Annotated in this window: 14 protein-coding genes and 1 tRNA gene; 5 read left to right on the top strand and 10 right to left on the bottom strand. The window is 47.1% G+C overall.

What is annotated here, in order from left to right; all coding sequences use genetic code 11:
* The first annotated feature begins 96 nt into the window (after nucleotides 1–96).
* A complete protein-coding gene (gene ldtA, locus V1566_RS17600) occupies nucleotides 97–993 on the top strand; it encodes a L,D-transpeptidase (RefSeq protein WP_395304141.1) in 897 nt (298 codons plus the stop codon).
* Between the two features lie 145 nt (nucleotides 994–1138).
* Here ldtA and V1566_RS17595 read toward each other — a convergent pair.
* Nucleotides 1139–1214 (bottom strand) — tRNA-Asn (locus V1566_RS17595).
* A gap of 320 nt (nucleotides 1215–1534) precedes the next feature.
* On the opposite strand from V1566_RS17595, the gene nac reads away from it, so the two are divergent.
* Both nac and cbl read left to right on the top strand, forming a co-directional pair.
* On the top strand, nucleotides 1535–2452 hold the full coding sequence (nac, locus tag V1566_RS17590) for a nitrogen assimilation transcriptional regulator NAC (protein WP_008499475.1): 918 nt from the start codon (nucleotides 1535–1537) through the stop codon (nucleotides 2450–2452).
* Between the two features lie 96 nt (nucleotides 2453–2548).
* Nucleotides 2549–3499 (top strand): HTH-type transcriptional regulator Cbl, encoded by a 951-nt coding sequence (gene cbl / locus V1566_RS17585; protein WP_023336219.1) that lies wholly within the window; start codon nucleotides 2549–2551, stop codon nucleotides 3497–3499.
* A 43-nt stretch (nucleotides 3500–3542) separates the two neighbouring features.
* On the opposite strand, the gene V1566_RS17580 is transcribed toward cbl, so the two are convergent.
* The gene (locus V1566_RS17580; RefSeq protein ID WP_395304140.1) at nucleotides 3543–4151 is read right to left on the bottom strand and encodes a glutathione S-transferase family protein; all 609 of its coding nucleotides are present in this window, start codon (nucleotides 4149–4151) and stop codon (nucleotides 3543–3545) included.
* Between the two features lie 170 nt (nucleotides 4152–4321).
* On the opposite strand from V1566_RS17580, the gene V1566_RS17575 reads away from it, so the two are divergent.
* Nucleotides 4322–5215 (top strand): LysR substrate-binding domain-containing protein, encoded by an 894-nt coding sequence (locus tag V1566_RS17575; RefSeq protein WP_395304139.1) that lies wholly within the window; start codon nucleotides 4322–4324, stop codon nucleotides 5213–5215.
* 8 nt (nucleotides 5216–5223) lie between these two features.
* On the opposite strand, the gene V1566_RS17570 is transcribed toward V1566_RS17575, so the two are convergent.
* The 5 genes from V1566_RS17570 to V1566_RS17550 form a co-directional block, all read right to left on the bottom strand.
* On the bottom strand, nucleotides 5224–6177 hold the full coding sequence (locus V1566_RS17570) for a radical SAM protein (RefSeq protein WP_395304138.1): 954 nt from the start codon (nucleotides 6175–6177) through the stop codon (nucleotides 5224–5226).
* 162 nt (nucleotides 6178–6339) lie between these two features.
* Nucleotides 6340–7950, bottom strand: a complete 1611-nt coding sequence (locus V1566_RS17565) for a bifunctional metallophosphatase/5'-nucleotidase (protein ID WP_395304137.1) — start codon at nucleotides 7948–7950, stop codon at nucleotides 6340–6342.
* A gap of 22 nt (nucleotides 7951–7972) precedes the next feature.
* Nucleotides 7973–8854, bottom strand: a complete 882-nt coding sequence (locus tag V1566_RS17560; RefSeq protein WP_395304136.1) for a nucleoside-specific channel-forming protein Tsx — start codon at nucleotides 8852–8854, stop codon at nucleotides 7973–7975.
* Between the two features lie 70 nt (nucleotides 8855–8924).
* Nucleotides 8925–10487, bottom strand: coding sequence for a bifunctional metallophosphatase/5'-nucleotidase (locus V1566_RS17555; RefSeq protein WP_395304135.1), 1563 nt, complete (start codon nucleotides 10485–10487; stop codon nucleotides 8925–8927).
* Between the two features lie 87 nt (nucleotides 10488–10574).
* Nucleotides 10575–12128 carry a bifunctional metallophosphatase/5'-nucleotidase gene (locus tag V1566_RS17550; RefSeq protein ID WP_395304134.1) on the bottom strand — a complete coding sequence of 518 codons (1554 nt, stop codon included), beginning with the start codon at nucleotides 12126–12128 and terminating at the stop codon, nucleotides 10575–10577.
* Nucleotides 12129–12260: 132 nt separating this feature from the next.
* Between V1566_RS17550 and V1566_RS17545 the strand changes: the two genes are divergently transcribed.
* Nucleotides 12261–13412: a cytoplasmic protein gene (locus tag V1566_RS17545; RefSeq protein ID WP_395306014.1), complete on the top strand. Its 1152-nt coding sequence runs from the start codon at nucleotides 12261–12263 to the stop codon at nucleotides 13410–13412.
* A gap of 150 nt (nucleotides 13413–13562) precedes the next feature.
* On the opposite strand, the gene V1566_RS17540 is transcribed toward V1566_RS17545, so the two are convergent.
* From V1566_RS17540 to V1566_RS17530, 3 genes are all read right to left on the bottom strand, one after another.
* Nucleotides 13563–15089, bottom strand: coding sequence for an aryl-sulfate sulfotransferase N-terminal domain-containing protein (locus V1566_RS17540; RefSeq protein ID WP_395304133.1), 1527 nt, complete (start codon nucleotides 15087–15089; stop codon nucleotides 13563–13565).
* Between the two features lie 245 nt (nucleotides 15090–15334).
* The gene (locus V1566_RS17535; RefSeq protein WP_395304132.1) at nucleotides 15335–15724 is read right to left on the bottom strand and encodes a M15 family metallopeptidase; all 390 of its coding nucleotides are present in this window, start codon (nucleotides 15722–15724) and stop codon (nucleotides 15335–15337) included.
* Entirely contained in the window at nucleotides 15711–16022 is a 312-nt protein-coding gene (locus V1566_RS17530) for a phage holin family protein (RefSeq protein WP_395304131.1), read from the bottom strand. The genes V1566_RS17535 and V1566_RS17530 overlap by 14 nt, the downstream gene beginning before the upstream one ends.
* Nucleotides 16023–16123 lie beyond the last annotated feature (101 nt).

Here is a 16123-nt window from a genome sequence, read left to right as displayed (position 1 = left end):
ATTGCAAACCGTTATCGCAGCGTGACTATTCTGACAAATTTCGCAGCGGGCAGTTATAGTTAGCCTGTGACTACCAGGTTTAAGAACAGGGAAACTATGATTCGCTTATTCTCGCTCGCGTTAATGCTTGCTGCCATAACACCCGGTGCGCTGGCCGTTACGTACCCACTTCCACCTGAAGGCAGTCGTCTTGTTGGTGCCCCCGTTACGGTTGTGGTCCCTCAGGGGAATACCCGGCCGCTGGAGTATTTTGCGGCCCGGTATGGGCAGGGGCTTAGCAACCTGCTGGAAGCAAACCCGGGCGTGGATCCTTTCTTGCCAAAAGCGGGAACAACCTTAACCATTCCCCAGCAGCTGATTTTGCCTGACACCGTCCGCGAGGGCATTATTGTTAACGCGGCGGAAATGCGCCTCTACTACTACCCGCCTGGCGGTAATACCGTAGAAGTGCTGCCCATCGGCATCGGTCAGGCCGGGCGTGAAACGCCGCGTAACTGGGTGACGGCCGTTGAGCGTAAGCAGGAGGGGCCAACCTGGTCTCCGACGCCGAATACGCGCCGCGCCTATGCGGCAGAAGGGAAAACGCTTCCGGCATTCGTGCCCGCCGGGCCGGATAACCCGATGGGACTCTATGCGATTTATATCGGCAGGCTGTACGCCATTCACGGCACAAACTCGAATTTCGGCATCGGGCTGCGGGTGAGTCAGGGCTGTATTCGTCTGCGTAATAACGACATCAAATACCTTTTCGATAATGTGCCCGTAGGAACCCGCGTGCAGCTTATCGATCGGCCCGTTAAAGTCACTACCGAGCCGGACGGCAGCCGCTGGGTGGAAGTTCACGAGCCATTATCACGTAACCGCGCGGAATTTGAATCAACCCGGAAAGTGCCTCTGCCCATTTCAGCCGCGCAGCGAACGCAGCTGATAAACGAGGGCGCGGGCGCTGAACTGGAACGTCGGTCGGGGATGCCGGTTAAGATCGATATGTGAGGTGATTTTCGCCGGGTGGCGGCTTCGCCTTACCCGTCCTACGATTCGAGGTTTTTGTCGGTCGGGTAAGGCGAAGCCGCCACCCGACAATTTAACCAGACGCAGAAAAGCAAAAAGCCTGCTTTAAAAGCAGGCTTTTTAAATTTGGCTCCTCTGACTGGACTCGAACCAGTGACATACGGATTAACAGTCCGCCGTTCTACCGACTGAACTACAGAGGAATCGTGTGAACGGGGCGCATATTATCGACCTGCGTTCGCCTTGTCAAAGGGTGGATCAACGCCTTTTGATCGTTTGCTGACAAAATCGGCAAAGTGATGTTTTTGACAGCGGAATGCACCGTCATGGTGCGGGTATACCCCTAATGGGGCAGATCATAAACTGCTGTTTCGGTAATAAAACCCCCCTCTGTAATTAGGTTTCCTTATTTTCAGGCGCTTAGCGAACAATTTAGACCGCCTGGTAAAAGTGGCATTCATATTGCAAAACTTGTTCAACAACGACAGCCGGTTCCGGCACAGCATTTCGAACAGGGGGCAAAATGAACTTAAGACGACTGAAATACTTCGTAAAAATCGTCGATATCGGCAGCCTGACTCAAGCGGCAGAAGTGCTGCATATCGCGCAGCCCGCGCTGAGCCAGCAGGTGGCTACTCTGGAAGGCGAGATGGATCAGCAACTGTTGATTCGCACCAAACGCGGCGTCACGCCAACGGAAGCAGGTAAGATCCTGTATACCCATGCGCGCACCATCCTCCGCCAGTGTGAACAGGCGCAGCTGGCGGTGAATAACGTGGGCCAGACTCTGAGCGGGCATGTGTCTATCGGCCTGGCGCCGGGAACGGCCGCATCTTCTATTACGATGCCGCTGCTGCAGGCCGTTCGCGCTGAGCTGCCTGAAGTGCTGGTGTACCTGCACGAAAACAGCGGTTCCGTACTGAATGACAAACTGCTCAACGGCCAGCTGGATATGGCAGTCCTTTACGATCGCTCCCCGGTCGCCGGCATCACCAGCCAGCCGCTGCTGAAAGAAGATCTCTACCTCGTGGGCACCCGCGACTGTCCGGGCCAGAGCGTCGACCTCACCGCCGTGGCAGAGATGAACCTCTATCTGCCGCGCGATTACAGCGCCGTGCGCGTGCGCGTGGACGAAGCGTTCTCCCTGCGTCGATTGACGGCCAAAATCATCGGCGAAATTGACTCAATCTCCACGCTCACAGCGGCCATTGCCAGCGGAATGGGCGTGACGGTTCTGCCTGAATCCGCAGCCCGCTCGCTGTGCAGCGCGGCAAACGGCTGGATGGCGCGGATCACCACGCCTTCGATGAGCCTGCCGCTGTCGCTGAACATGTCTGCGCGCGGTTCGCTGTCGCCGCAGGCGCAGGCGGTAAAAGAGATTTTGATGTCGCTGGTCAGCAAGCCATCGCTTGAGAACCGTGAACTCCAGCTTGTGAGCTGATATTCCATAAAAGCATAAGATGCTGGTTTTTATTATTTGTTCTGCAGCTCGGCTGACTCTAACAATAGAGCAATGTCAGATGCGCCGGAGTGAATCGTGAATTTCCAGCAACTTAAAATTATCCGTGAGGCGGCCAGGCGGGATTACAACCTGACCGAGGTCGCCAATATGCTTTATACCTCTCAGTCCGGCGTCAGCCGCCATATCCGCGAGCTGGAAGAGGAACTGGGTATAGAGATCTTTATCCGTCGCGGCAAGCGGCTGCTCGGCATGACGGAGCCGGGTAAGGCTTTGCTCACCATTGCTGAGCGGATCCTCAACGAGGCCAGCAACGTGCGTCGTCTGGCGGATCTCTTCACCAACGACGCCTCGGGCGTACTCACCATCGCCACCACCCACACCCAGGCGCGCTATAGCCTGCCGCCGGTGATTAAAGCGTTCCGCGAACTTTTCCCCGACGTCCGTCTGGAGCTCATCCAGGGCACGCCGCAGGAAATTGAAGTGCTGCTGCAAAACGGTGGGGCGGATATCGGCATTGCCAGCGAACGCCTGAGCAACGACCCGCTGCTGGTGGCGTTCCCGTGGTTCCGCTGGTACCACAGCTTATTGCTCCCGGTCGATCATCCGCTGAATCAGGTCTCTCCCCTGACGCTGGAAGACGTTGCGAAATGGCCGCTGATCACATACCGCCAGGGGATCACCGGACGTTCGCGCATTGATGAAGCCTTCAACCGCAAAGGGCTAACGCCGGACGTGGTGCTGAGCGCGCAGGACTCCGATGTGATCAAAACCTACGTCGAGCTGGGTCTGGGCATTGGTCTGGTGGCGGAACAGTCCAGCGGGGAACGCGAAGACGGGAACCTGGTGCGTCTCGATACACGCCATCTGTTTGACGCCAATACCGTATGGCTTGGCCTGAAGCGCGGGCAGCTGCAGCGCAACTACGTGTGGCGCTTTATCGAGCTCTGCAACGCCGGGCTGTCGGTGGATGAGATTAAACGTCAGGTGATGGAACCGGAAGAAGTGGCGATTGATTATCAGATTTAGCTGCTGACTTGCCCGGTAGCGCTGCGCTGACCGGGCTCGTCGCTTAGTTGAACGGATATTTTTTAAAAACTGCCTGTGATTCGAATGATTCGGCAACCGCCTGAATCTCTCTAAAATCCGCTGCGTTAACGACGTGCGGGATCATCGACTGAATAAACGTCCAGACAACCGTGCTCGTGACGGCAACCTGATCGGGAACTGCGGTGGTCGGGCGCGTCTCCAGTAAGGCATTCCATTCCCTGCAGGCCGCAAGCAGCTGGGTTGTAATGCGTTCGACCCATGCAGCGTGCTGCTTTTCTACCGGGCGCTGGTTGTGTTCATACACATTTTGCACGGTTTTCTCAGCGGCGGCGAGAATAAAGCCCAGCGTCTGAAGAGCGTTTGCCTGCGCATCCGGCGCGACGGGCAGGAGTCTCCGCTCGGGGGCGGCCTGAGCCTCAAAATAATTCAGTATCAGCGATGAGTCCATCAGCCGTATTCCGTTATCCAGAATCAGGGTTGGCGCTTTTACCGCGGGATTGATCCGGGAGAACGCTTCGAAGGTGCTAAAGACTGACAGCGGCTGACTTTCAAACTCAACGCCATAAAGCTCAAGAGAGATTGCCACGCGCCGTACATAAGGCGAATCCATCATGCCAATAAGCTTAATCATAATTCCCGTTTTCCTGTCTCTGTGAAATAACGTTTCATTGAAGAGGATGAACAGACATTACAATACAATCTTCCTGTCGAATATCTTCAGTATCTTACCGTAAAGGTTAGTATTACTGACATGTGGCCAGGTTGCCGTTCTAAATCCAGCGCAGATAAGGGAGTGCTTTCATGTCGGATTTTCCAACTATTGCCAGTTTGCGAAGCTTTGAGGCCGTCGCCCGTCTTGGCAGCGTGACGCTGGCGGCGAAAGAACTCCACGTTACCCATTCCGCTATCAGCCAGCAGATCAAAGTGCTGGAGGACATGATAGGCGTTAAGCTCTTTATCCGGAACGGGCGGGGGGTACAGATCAACGAAGAAGGACGGCTCTATGCCTTACAGGTACGCGAGGCGCTGAACCATATCGCAGATGCCACCCGGCTCGTGCAGGTGAAGCCGAGAAAGCAGGAGCTGACGCTGGCAATGGTGCCGTCTTTTGGATGCCACTGGCTGTTGCCGCGCCTGGAACGCTTTCGGGCGAAATATCCGCTTATCACCTTGCGGATCCAGGCCAGCCTGACGGTCACCAGCCTGCAGCAGGAAGGGATAGATATCGCGATAAGGATGGGGAAAGGAAACTGGGAAGGGAGTGCAAGCCATTGCCTTTTTTCCGATGAACTCATTGTGGTGGCCGCACCTGGCTACAACGGCGGTGTGCTGCCCTCTACGGCGTCTGAGATTTCAAAGAGTCATATTATTTTTTCCATGGAGTCCTGGAAAACATGGTGTGTGAATGCGGGGCTTGAGAAAGAGATCGTGCCTGGCGGTTTATGTATTAACGACTCCAATATCATTATCGAAGCCGTTCGGCTCGGGAAGGGCATCGCGCTGGAGCGTCGCTCTCTGGTTCAGGATGCCATTACCCGGGGTGAATTGGTCCAGCTAACCTCCATCACCGCGCCATATCCCTGGCCTTACTGGCTGGTGACAGCGCAGTCAACGGAGGCAAAGCCGGAGGTGGCTCTTTTTGTTGCGTGGCTGAACGAAGAGGTGCGGAACTGGCTTCAGCAAACGGCGTCCTGAGAACGATGTCAGGCCAAATACTTCCGAATATCGGAAGGCGCATAGTGTTGTTCCCACAAAGCCCTCATCATCAACATATAGGGTTCAACATACGTAAAAAAAGCCTGATAGCTTTCACAAAAATAATTAAGCCGCGGAACACCGGATTGGGAAAGTGCTATGCGGTCTTTTGCACAACCGCCGTGGCAGGCGAATTCCATTTTGCAACGCGTACATTCTTCTGCAAGTGGCGTTGTAAATTGCTCAACTCTATGATTCACCGTACTTTCCTGCATCGTGGCTGCAACAGGTTGATTGCTGTCATCACAGGATGCATAAACGCAGGTCGGCACAGATAACCCGCACCATGCAGCAAATGCATGCTCAAAAATGGGGATTTTAATCGTTCCAATGTCCATGCGTATCCATGTATAAAAAATTGTTTTCAAAAAAATCCCCAGTGCGGAGGGCGCAAGGCTTTGCGCATCCACACCATCTTGTTCAGGCGATTTAAGTAAGGGGATAAACAACATATGGCGACTGCCAAGATTCTTCAAATAATAATATACCCGCAGTGGTTGCTGGCTATTTATGTTATTAATGACGGTAAGCGTATTAAATGTAATGTCATGCTTTTGCAGTAATCTCACGTTTGCTTCAATCCTATTAGTTACTGGGCTTTCAGACATCGTTTTGCTGAACGTGTTGCATAACTGACTATCACCATCTACCGAGATGCATAATAGGAAATGATTCTTTTTGAAGAATTCACACCAGCCATCATCTAACGTAATACCATTGATGAGAAATGTATTAATAATATTTTTACCTTGTGCAAATCTCTGCTGTAACGCGATTACACGTTTTAAAAAAACTAACCTGTCAGAGGTGAAGTCGCCGTCCTGCCAGGAAAATTGCACATCATCAGTTTCCCATGTATCAATTTTCTGACGAATATATTGCTTAAGCATCGTATCGTCCATACAACCTGTTTGCCACTCCGAGTACAGTCGCGTTTTATGGAAATGAATGCAATTTGTACAATGTAAATTACAGAGTGCAGTTAAGTGTTTTTCCGTCATAGAGCAACTTTCCATCTTTATAAAAAATGATGCCACCCATAAATGAATGGCATCATTATTGTATTACTTACTGACTTTAACTCGCATTTCATTAACTTGTGCAGGAACGATTTTGTGCCCTGACTTCAAATAGTCAATGACCACATCGGACATATTATGTCCGGCACGGACTTGTACATTTTTCCCTTCTTTAAACGCCAGAAAACCATCACCCCCTAAAGCAAGGAATGTCGTCGTAGCAACATGGTAGGTCTCCGTATCTACAACCGGTTTGCCATTGATTGTGAACGATGCCATGCGCTGCCCGACGGGTTTCTGCGGCATGTAACGCATTTCAGCTCCTTTTGACATTTGCAGTATGCCATTAGTGAGTGATGCCCCATGTTCCATTAGATTGCGGAGATCCTTACCGCTAAGATCCATCTCCGTAAGCTCATTCTTGAAGGGGAAGGTACTGGTAATGTCACCAAAGCTAATGGGACCCGCATTGAGGTCTGCGCGTAAACTGCCAGAATTGATCAGCGCGATCTGTGCATCCGGCGCTGCGACGAGCATTGCATCTGTAAACAGGTTGCCCAGTTGTGATGATTCGCCATAGGCGCGGGTCAACATGATAGGCGATTCACCGACTGGCTGACGCACAATATCCGCGAGTTTTTTATTCCAGCCATCGATAACTTTCTGTGTCGTTGGGTCTGGTTTCCATTCATCAGCATAAAGTGTTTTCAGCTCAAAACTTTTTATTTTTTTGGTTTTAGCCCCAGGTTCAACATCAAGTATCAATTTACCCACATCGATACCGCCACTATCCGTTGAGAGGATTAACGTATTCCCCACTTTGATAGGTTCTGGTGTCCCTACGTGAGCATGCCCGGTGATAAGAATATCAAGTCCTTTGACCTGGCTTGCCGTCTGAATATCTTTGTCCAGTGCGCGCCGGACATCTGTATTCCCAATGCTGGACTGACGCGCTGGAACGCCTTCGTGAACGAGCGCGACGGTAACGTCAACCTTGCCCTGCAACTCATCCAGATAGTGCTGGAGATATTTCACCTCATCGCGAGCTTCAATCCCCTGGTTCTTAAGGGCTGCAGCTGATTTATCAAAGCGGTTGTTTTTATCATTATCGAGACCCTGGATCGAGAGTTCTGAAATAGTGTCATTAAACGCAAACACACCGTGCAGTCCAATAACACCAATCTTTACGCCATTCTTTTCCAGGATGGTATACGGTTTGTTCCAGAAAGGTTTTTCGCTGTCCTTATGGAACACATTTCCCAACAGAACAGGGAAGTTTGCCTTGCTCAACTGCCGCAAGAGATTATCCCAGCCATGGTCAAACTCATGATTACCAATTGATACCGCATCAAAGGGCATGGTATTCATAATATCAATAATTGCCTGACCCTTAGTCAGGCTGCTGATATACGGCCCGGTAAAATAGTCGCCCGCATCAAAATAAAATGTGGCTTTATTTTTGACTTTTTCCTGCTTAACGAATGTGGTTATATTCGCGAATCCACCAATTGCGCGCTTACCGTCTGCGATATACGGGAGTTTGTAAGTATCAACATGCGCATGAAGATCATTAGTATAAATAATGGTGACATCTTTGGCGCAGGCCCAGAATGGCAACGTCAACAGAATGCCTGCTGCAATCATTTTTGGCTTCATGGTTAATTCCTTGCCGTTATATTTAAAAAGCGTAACCAACAGTTAAATAGTATGCCCACCCCGTTGAATCTATAGAGATGATGTCTCCGTCGCTGCTAAATGCTTTGCTACCTTCGTCAAACTGTCCACCATGATAGAAATAACGAAGGGTCGCGCCATAGTTCCAGTGGGGATAAACTAAACTGAGTACATTGGTGGAAACAATAGAGCTATTGGTCCGGGAGTAATATTTCTGCTCGCCGCCTGACTCGTCTTTAAGGTCTGAACCAAAATCAAAATTGGTAAAGCCGACGTAATTTAGTTTTCCACCCAATATAGTTGTAATAGGAATGACATATTTGACTTTGAATCGATATCCATCCCACTCGTTTTCGTTGGCAGCATTGTAATTGTTACCTTGATATTTTGCATAGATGTTTGCAGATAACGACATCGGTAGTCCCGTATCAATATCGGTCCCTATCCCCATATACCATGTGCTCTGACGCTGGCCTGCATTAGTTCCTGCATCATAGATATAGTTGTGGGCAAAATACCATTCTTTAAATGGGCCAAAGCTTAGGTCGATCCCCGTTAACTTATCGATGCTAAAACGCGGTTCTATCTCCATGAAAAATGGAGAGCCATTATCCCAGATACCGATATCATTATCATTACCTATACCAAAAAATTTAGGTAAGTCCGCATAGCCATAGAAATCAAACCAATCCACATGTGCCCATGCACGATATTCTGGATATAAGTCTGCTCTTTTTAGAGGCCCAAATCGAGTGGAGTTACTCCCTACGATATTAATACTTTGATGCCACCAGTCTGATAGGTATTCGTTATTAACAGAGTCTGCCAATGCTACCGTGGGTAAAAGCATAAGTGCGCCTGATAATATGTGTTTTATTTTTTTCATAAGTAGGGGTTCCTTCCGCAGAGATTTTTTAATAAAAACTTTTTATGTTATGGTAAATAAATTGTTGAAATTATTTGGCTGTGCTTACATCGACCACTCTCATTTCAAGATCGGGTTTCAATGGATTATGGGATTTGACATAATCAATAATTGACTCTGCAGAGGTGGTGCTGTTGATAGTTTTGACATTCGTTCCTTTTAAAAATGTCTCAAACCCATCCCCTCCTGTTGCACAAAATGAGTGTGTAGCAACCCGATATTTTTTGCCTGGATCTACCGGTTGATTATTAATAGTGAATTTAATGATCCGCTCACCCAACGGTTTTTTACTATCATATTCAACGTGAACACTTTTTGACACTTGTAACACGCCATTGGTAAGATTTGTTGCATGAATCATTAAGTCGGTGAGATCTTTTCCGGTGAGATCCATTTCAACCAGTTCGTTATTAAATGGGAAGGTAGTAATGACATCACCATATCGTAAATTTCCCTGTGGGAAATCAGCACGCAACCCTCCGCTGTTTTGTAATCCCACGACGGCGTCCGGTGCTTTGGCCATCATGGCGTCAATAACTAAATTGCCAACAGGTGACGATTCACCATAAGAGCGAGTGAAGGGGGCCGTTGTCGACCCAATAACCTGGTCAGTAATACTTTTCAGCTTAGCATTCCACTCATCAACCCTGGCCTGAACTTTAGGATCTGGCTTGTATTCATCTGCAAATACAGTGATTAATTTACCGCTATAGCCATCAATTTTTTTAGTCTGAGGGTTAAAATCCAGTACTAATTTTCCAATGTCAGTACCATATGCATCTGTTGAAACAATGAGAGTGTCATTGACTTTAATTGGCTCTGGTGTTCCCACATGTGCATGGCCTGTGATTAACACATCAATACCCTTAAATTTCTTTGCGGTATCGATATCGGCTTGCAGCATTCTGGCTACGTCTTTGTTTCCATAACTTGATTGACGCGCTGGCGTACCTTCATGGATAAGAAGGACGATGATGTCCACTTTGCCTTTTAATGCATCAAGTCCTTTTTGAATATAAGGCACCTCGTCACGAGCCTCTGAACCAGCGTAAGCCTTAGCCGCAACGGTGTCATAAAATGCAAATTTCTGATGTACCCCGATTACGCCAATTTTAATGCCATCTTTTTCGATAATCGTCCAGGGGTTATCCCAGACGGGTTTGTCACTGTTGCTATAAAAAACATTACCCAGCAAGACGGGGAAGTTCGCTTTTGATAACTGCTTAACCATATTATCAACGCCATGGTCAAATTCATGGTTGCCCACCGACACAGCATCAAAAGGCATAGAGTTCATTATGTCAATAATCGCCTCACCTTTGGTCAGGGTGCTTATATAGGGCCCAGTAAAGTAATCACCCGCATCAAAGAAAAAGACATCTTTATTTTTTTTCTTAGCATCATTAACGATGGTCGCTATATTAGCAAAACCACCTACTGCACGTTCTTTATCGACGGCTGGAATTTTCCCTGGAGAGACATGAGCATGTAAATCATTGGTGTAATAAATAGTCACATTCTTCGCGCTAGCTGATACAACTAGCGTAGCGGACATGCACAATGCAATCAGACTAAGCTTTATATTTTTATTCATAATGAGTCCCTTTGAAAAAAGCAAGAGTTTAAATAAGGGTTCATGCCGATGTATGAACCCTTTTAATATGCACAGTCTAATAAACTGTTATTTTTTCACATCAACAACGCGCATGCCGTTGAGCTGTTCATCCGTAATGGTATTACCCGCCTTGAAGTAATCGATCACTGCGTTAGATACGTAGTAACCGCCTGTTGTATTACGTGCTTTACCCTCAGTAAACGTGGCAAAACCATCTCCACCGTCGGCAAGGAAGCTCTGGGTGGCAACGTGGTAGACTGTCGCATCCTCAATCGGTTTGCCATTAAGTGTAAATACGACGACCCGCTGACCGACCGGTTTACTGCTGTCATACTTCATCTCGAGGCCTTTCGATACCTGCAAGACGCCATTGCTTAAACTTGCGGCATGCTCCATCAAAGTGCGCAATTGTTTGCCCGTAAGATCCATTGTGGCCAGTTCGTTAGGGAATGGGAACGTACTAATGACGCCACCCATTGTAATCGCGCCAGACGGGATCTCATTGCGAATACCGCCCGAGTTGGTTAAGGCTAACTGTGTATTTTTACCCGCTGCCGCCAGCAAAGCGTCCGCAGCCAGATTCCCCAGTGAGGCTGATTCACCATATGCACGCGTCAATTCAACCGGCGACTGCGCCACCGTTTGTTGAACCACTTCATCAAGTTGCTTATTCCAGCCGTCAATGACCTGTTTCGTCTGCGGATCGGGCTTCCACTCATCAGCGAAAATGGTTTTAAGCTCAAAATTTTTCACCGTAAACTGATGCGGCTTCGTGTAGTCCAGTACCAGTTTCCCCACATCAATGCCGCCGCTGTCGGTCGAGAGGATCAGCGTCTTGCCTACTTTAATCGGTTCCGGCGTACCGACATGCGCATGGCCCGTAATCAGAATATCCAGGCCTTTTACCTGGCTTGCGGTTTGAATATCTTTATCCAGGGCACGGCGTACGTCGGTTCCCCCCACACTGGACTGACGCGCTGGCGTGCCTTCATGAACCAGCAATACGGTTAAGTCGACTTTTCCTTTCAGTTCATCGAGATAGCCTTGCAGCCACTTAATTTCATCCCGCGCTTCAATACCTACGCGCGTTGCCGCGGAAACGGTATCATTGAAGGCAAATACGCCGTGCAAACCAATGACGCCAATTTTCACACCCTCTTTCTCGATGATGGTATAAGGCTTATCCCAGAATAATTTGCTGCTGTTCTGATAGAATATGTTGCCCTGGACAATAGGGAATTTAGCCTGACTTAGCTGTAATAACGTATTATCCCAGCCATGATCAAATTCATGATTACCTATCGTGACAGCATCAAACGACATGGTATTCATAATATCAATAATTGCTTTTCCCTTCGTTAAACTACTAATATAAGGACCCGTAAAATAGTCACCCGCATCAAAAAACCAGGTTGCTTTACGTTTTGCTTTTTCCTCTTTTACCAGGGTGGTGATATTCGCCCAGCCTCCAACATCGCGTTTGCCGTCAGCAATCCAGGGGACTTTATAAGGCTCCACATGAGCATGGAGGTCATTGGTGTAAATAAGAGTGACATCCTTGGCGCAGGCCCAAAATGGCAAAGACAACAGAACACCTGCGGTAATCGCTTTTATATTCACAACTCGTTCCTTTCATTTATATAAAGATTCGTTACTTTACGTTCTGAAAGCATTTTTTATGCGAGTCCGCTCACACAATCAACCAGGAGTTATGAGGCAAAATCAGCGACCTCTTAAAATCGTTGGTGAATCATATTGGCTATATTTACGATTAATACCTGCAAATCGTTTGGTTGCCGAAATTTGGGGCTACCACTATCGGCATCTTCAGATTACAGTTGGCCAGACTACAGACTGGGATATCCGGCATTACACTGTCGGGCATGCGGGAGTTATCCTCCGCTGTTTGATGAACAACAATTTAATGAATGGCTTTCTGTTCACTTAAGCGCATATGCCTCAGAAAACGGTTATTTTTGCCCTGAATGTTATAGCCAGGAAACTATTTGTTATGGTTATAACCCACAGAGAACACAGCGCATACAGTGCCGAGCCTGCAGAAAAGTCTGGACACCAAAACGGCAAACAAAAAGAAAAGTCGTCCCTCCAGAACGAATTGAAACGGTTTCACTCATTGTGCTTTTCCAGGGGAGCTGTACAAAACAGAAGCTGTATGTGCTACTCAGCTTCGACGCCGACCGCGGTAGTGTTCTTCATATCTCCACAAATTTTACTCCGCATGCCAGCGGTGAAACCTTAAGGTATCACTGGCGCGGGGATATTGAGCCTGATTTGCACTATAGCGATATCGTAAATCGCGTTGATATGCGTGAAATGCAATTTCTACATCGGAGCCAGTTTGATGAAATTCAGTATGGAAGTGCGGCTCTCAAACGTAACGCCAGAGGTGCAATTCTGCGTCCCGTTATCTCGGCTCATGGGCATTTTCGCGTGCTGAACATCCTTTTTCCTCAGGTAAAGAAGCACGTTATTTCACATGAATGCTTTCTTCGAGGAGCCGTTATTACCGCCTGGGCAGATCTGTTTCGCCAGCGGCAAGGTGAGCTTTGGTTTATAGAAGAGGAAATCAATGAAGCTGAGAGTGATATACCCTGGAGTTTTCTGAGAGCATCACAGCACGGCTGGTGGCAAACTCAGTGGCAGCTTTGGGGGCAGGGGAAAAACCGCAGGATGGTATGTCCTTTGACAGGGGGGGATAAGCGTAACGCTAAAATACTCTCTTTAACTGCCAGCCGGAACTTTAGCCATTGGCTATACAAACAAGCTGAATTTTCGCACAGTGCCAAACTATCCGCTGGGCACGTAATGCAAATTCTCCTTTCTCTGGCGAATGAGTATAACGATAAACTTTCACAAACGTTGTTTGACACGAGTGCCGGCTAAATTTATTCGGTGATAAAATTATACCCTACGTTTCTGGTATATAGGTTAAGGGTTCATGGAGATACATGAACCCTTTTAACATCAGCTGTGCAATCAATGAGTAATTAAAACTAGCCGATCAATTGCTAATGTTTTTATTACATCGTTTTATTAATTTGCATGAATGGATGCCGCAGTGATTACGTCAGTAAGCTCCGTTTCGTTAAACAATCTCGCACGATAGGCCTCCCCAGGGAATTGAGGCGCGCCATCAGGTAATGAAATCACATCGTAGATAGAGGCAATCATATTACCGTCTACATCACTGATGAAGAATGAACGAGCATGACAGGTGAAAATAGTGAAATAATCACCATGATCAAACACGCTTCCCATAAAGTCAGTCCATTGGATGATAGGTGTCGTTGGGAGTTCAATAGGTGCATGGATTTCTACTGCAGTTTTGGCTGCCAAGTCTACGGCATAGAAAAGAATGCGTGCTGGATCTGTTTGATAGGCATCCGTGGTTGCTTCGTCATTTATCGGGCGAATAACAGGGCTTCCATTTGCATCAACGCAAGATCTGTTATCAAAGACAGATAAGACAAATTTACCTACGGTAGGGTCGATATTTGCTGAAAATGCACTGTTATTAGTGATACATACAGTGTGGGCTCCATTTTCATAGTGAGCAATACCAAGGTTATCAATATGAATAGTTTCTGGATCCACCGGGAATTGGGAGTTGAAATTACCTGTGTCGATCGCCCATAAGATACTGCCATCAACGATAGAAATACCAAAAGTAGTACTTGTTGTACGTGAATGGACAACAACGGCTTCTTCGTTATTTGGGCTGCTTGCAATCCATGTTAGTGAGTTAAAATGAACATCATTAGGGGTATTGTTATTCAAGATTTGAGAGCCACTATACTCACTGGTATAGTTTTTCGCCCAAATCATTTTCCCTGTCTGATCGTTGAATTTTAGCACCAGAGCGTCTTGCGCCATCGTATTGGTTATACGATTAGGGCTATCGGAGCCAAACATATAAATGTCGCCCGCTGAGTCCCAGACTACATCGTGAGTATTTGCATAGTGATTGCCATCAGCATCACGCATATCGAATTCAAGGACGACATTACCCATAATGTCAATTTTGAAGAAGCGACGACCATACCACGACATATCTTCATCGCTACCGGTATAGAGGTAGCCATTGTGGATACGCAAAGGCTGGAGATGATAAACCGATAAAAAGTTAAAGCGCAGGTCACCATTTTGGTCATAACCACGGCCTGTGGATTCCATTAACCAGCTGTTTCCCCATACAGAGGTAAAGAGTGCAGGATCGGTTTGTTCAATATCGAGGTGGAAGATGACAGATGTATCATATACCTGATTTTCCGTACTAATAGTGAATGCTTGATTGAAAACTTCAGTTCCAGTTTCATCCTTAAACACGACCTGCACGCTGTTTGCATATTGCGCATAAAGACCAATAACAGGAATTTTTATGGTTTGCGAAACGCCATAAATGAGATCCGATGCATAGGAAAAATCTACGCTGGTTGGGCTAGTCGTCCGTTTTGATACGGTATAAGAGTAGCTTACAGGCGTATCTGAGGTAAAATAAATATATGCAGCGAGCTGGTTGTCGGCTGGAGCAAGTTCAGTTTTAACATAAGTAATAGTCATGATTGTATTCCTTTTTTTCGTTCAATGAGATATATATTTTTTGTTAGCGAAATAAAACATCGCCAATAAAAATAGCGAGCAAATAAAAGCCTGACGGATAATTTAATGCTGTGGTGGTTAAAAAATATTTTGTATTGAAATTCTCCTCTTATAAAATTACTGAGTAAACAGGGTATGGTTAATCAAGCGGCAAATCTCGGTGTGCCATATTATCTGCTGGAATAAACCTGCCAAATATTTAGTGCCTATTCAGGATACATCTTTCGTGAAAGCTGAAAATGAACGCCATCCTTTATTTCCGTCCAGTTGCCGCCCCACTCAACATCAACAGCTAACTCCTTAGCGGCCTGAAACACAGCCATTGCTATTGTCTGGTAATGTTTAAACTCCCATGATGCTGTGCCGTTTATGACTGCGAATACATCGACGGCGTGCCCTGTTAAATGCCTGCTTTTTGACGTTAATGATTTTCCTGCTGCCAATAGCTCAAGCTGCCGTTTTTGGTTTCTTACCCCTTCTGAAATACCAAAATCAATAGGCGATAATTTCAATGCTTTTCTCATTACATCAGAGAGATCCTTATGTACACCTTTAAGATTCTTTTCAGTCGTTTTACTAAATTCATGATTTATCATTACTATCTCCAGAGATTTTTTTCCAGTAATAATTGAGAGCTACAACACCCATTGCACCTGATATACCGCTGACGGCAAGGGAAGTATGAAATACTGTTCCCAGGCTTTGGGACATCAATCCAGCAAGTACACCGGTGAATCCTGACACAATAATTTGTGCTACTGCCGAAAATAAATTTCTTCCTGACTGGCCCGACTTAACGTCAAGGAGATATCTAACAAGACCTCCCCATGAACCGAATAATATTATGTAAATCCAGCTAAAAAATGCATTTGATGATGGGTCTTTCCATGGCAAAACAATTACCTCCATAGGTGAGTTAATAACGAACTTTACCTCATGATGAGATTATTTTTTCCTGACCGAAAAATATGTTTTTGCTTTGCAGTAAATAATAA

Origin of the sequence: Enterobacter sp. ECC-019, from assembly GCF_043974075.1 — a bacterium.
Classification (GTDB): domain Bacteria; phylum Pseudomonadota; class Gammaproteobacteria; order Enterobacterales; family Enterobacteriaceae; genus Enterobacter; species Enterobacter asburiae_D.
Note: the sequence above shows the minus strand (reverse complement) of the source record. Positions and strands in the feature narration are given on the sequence as shown.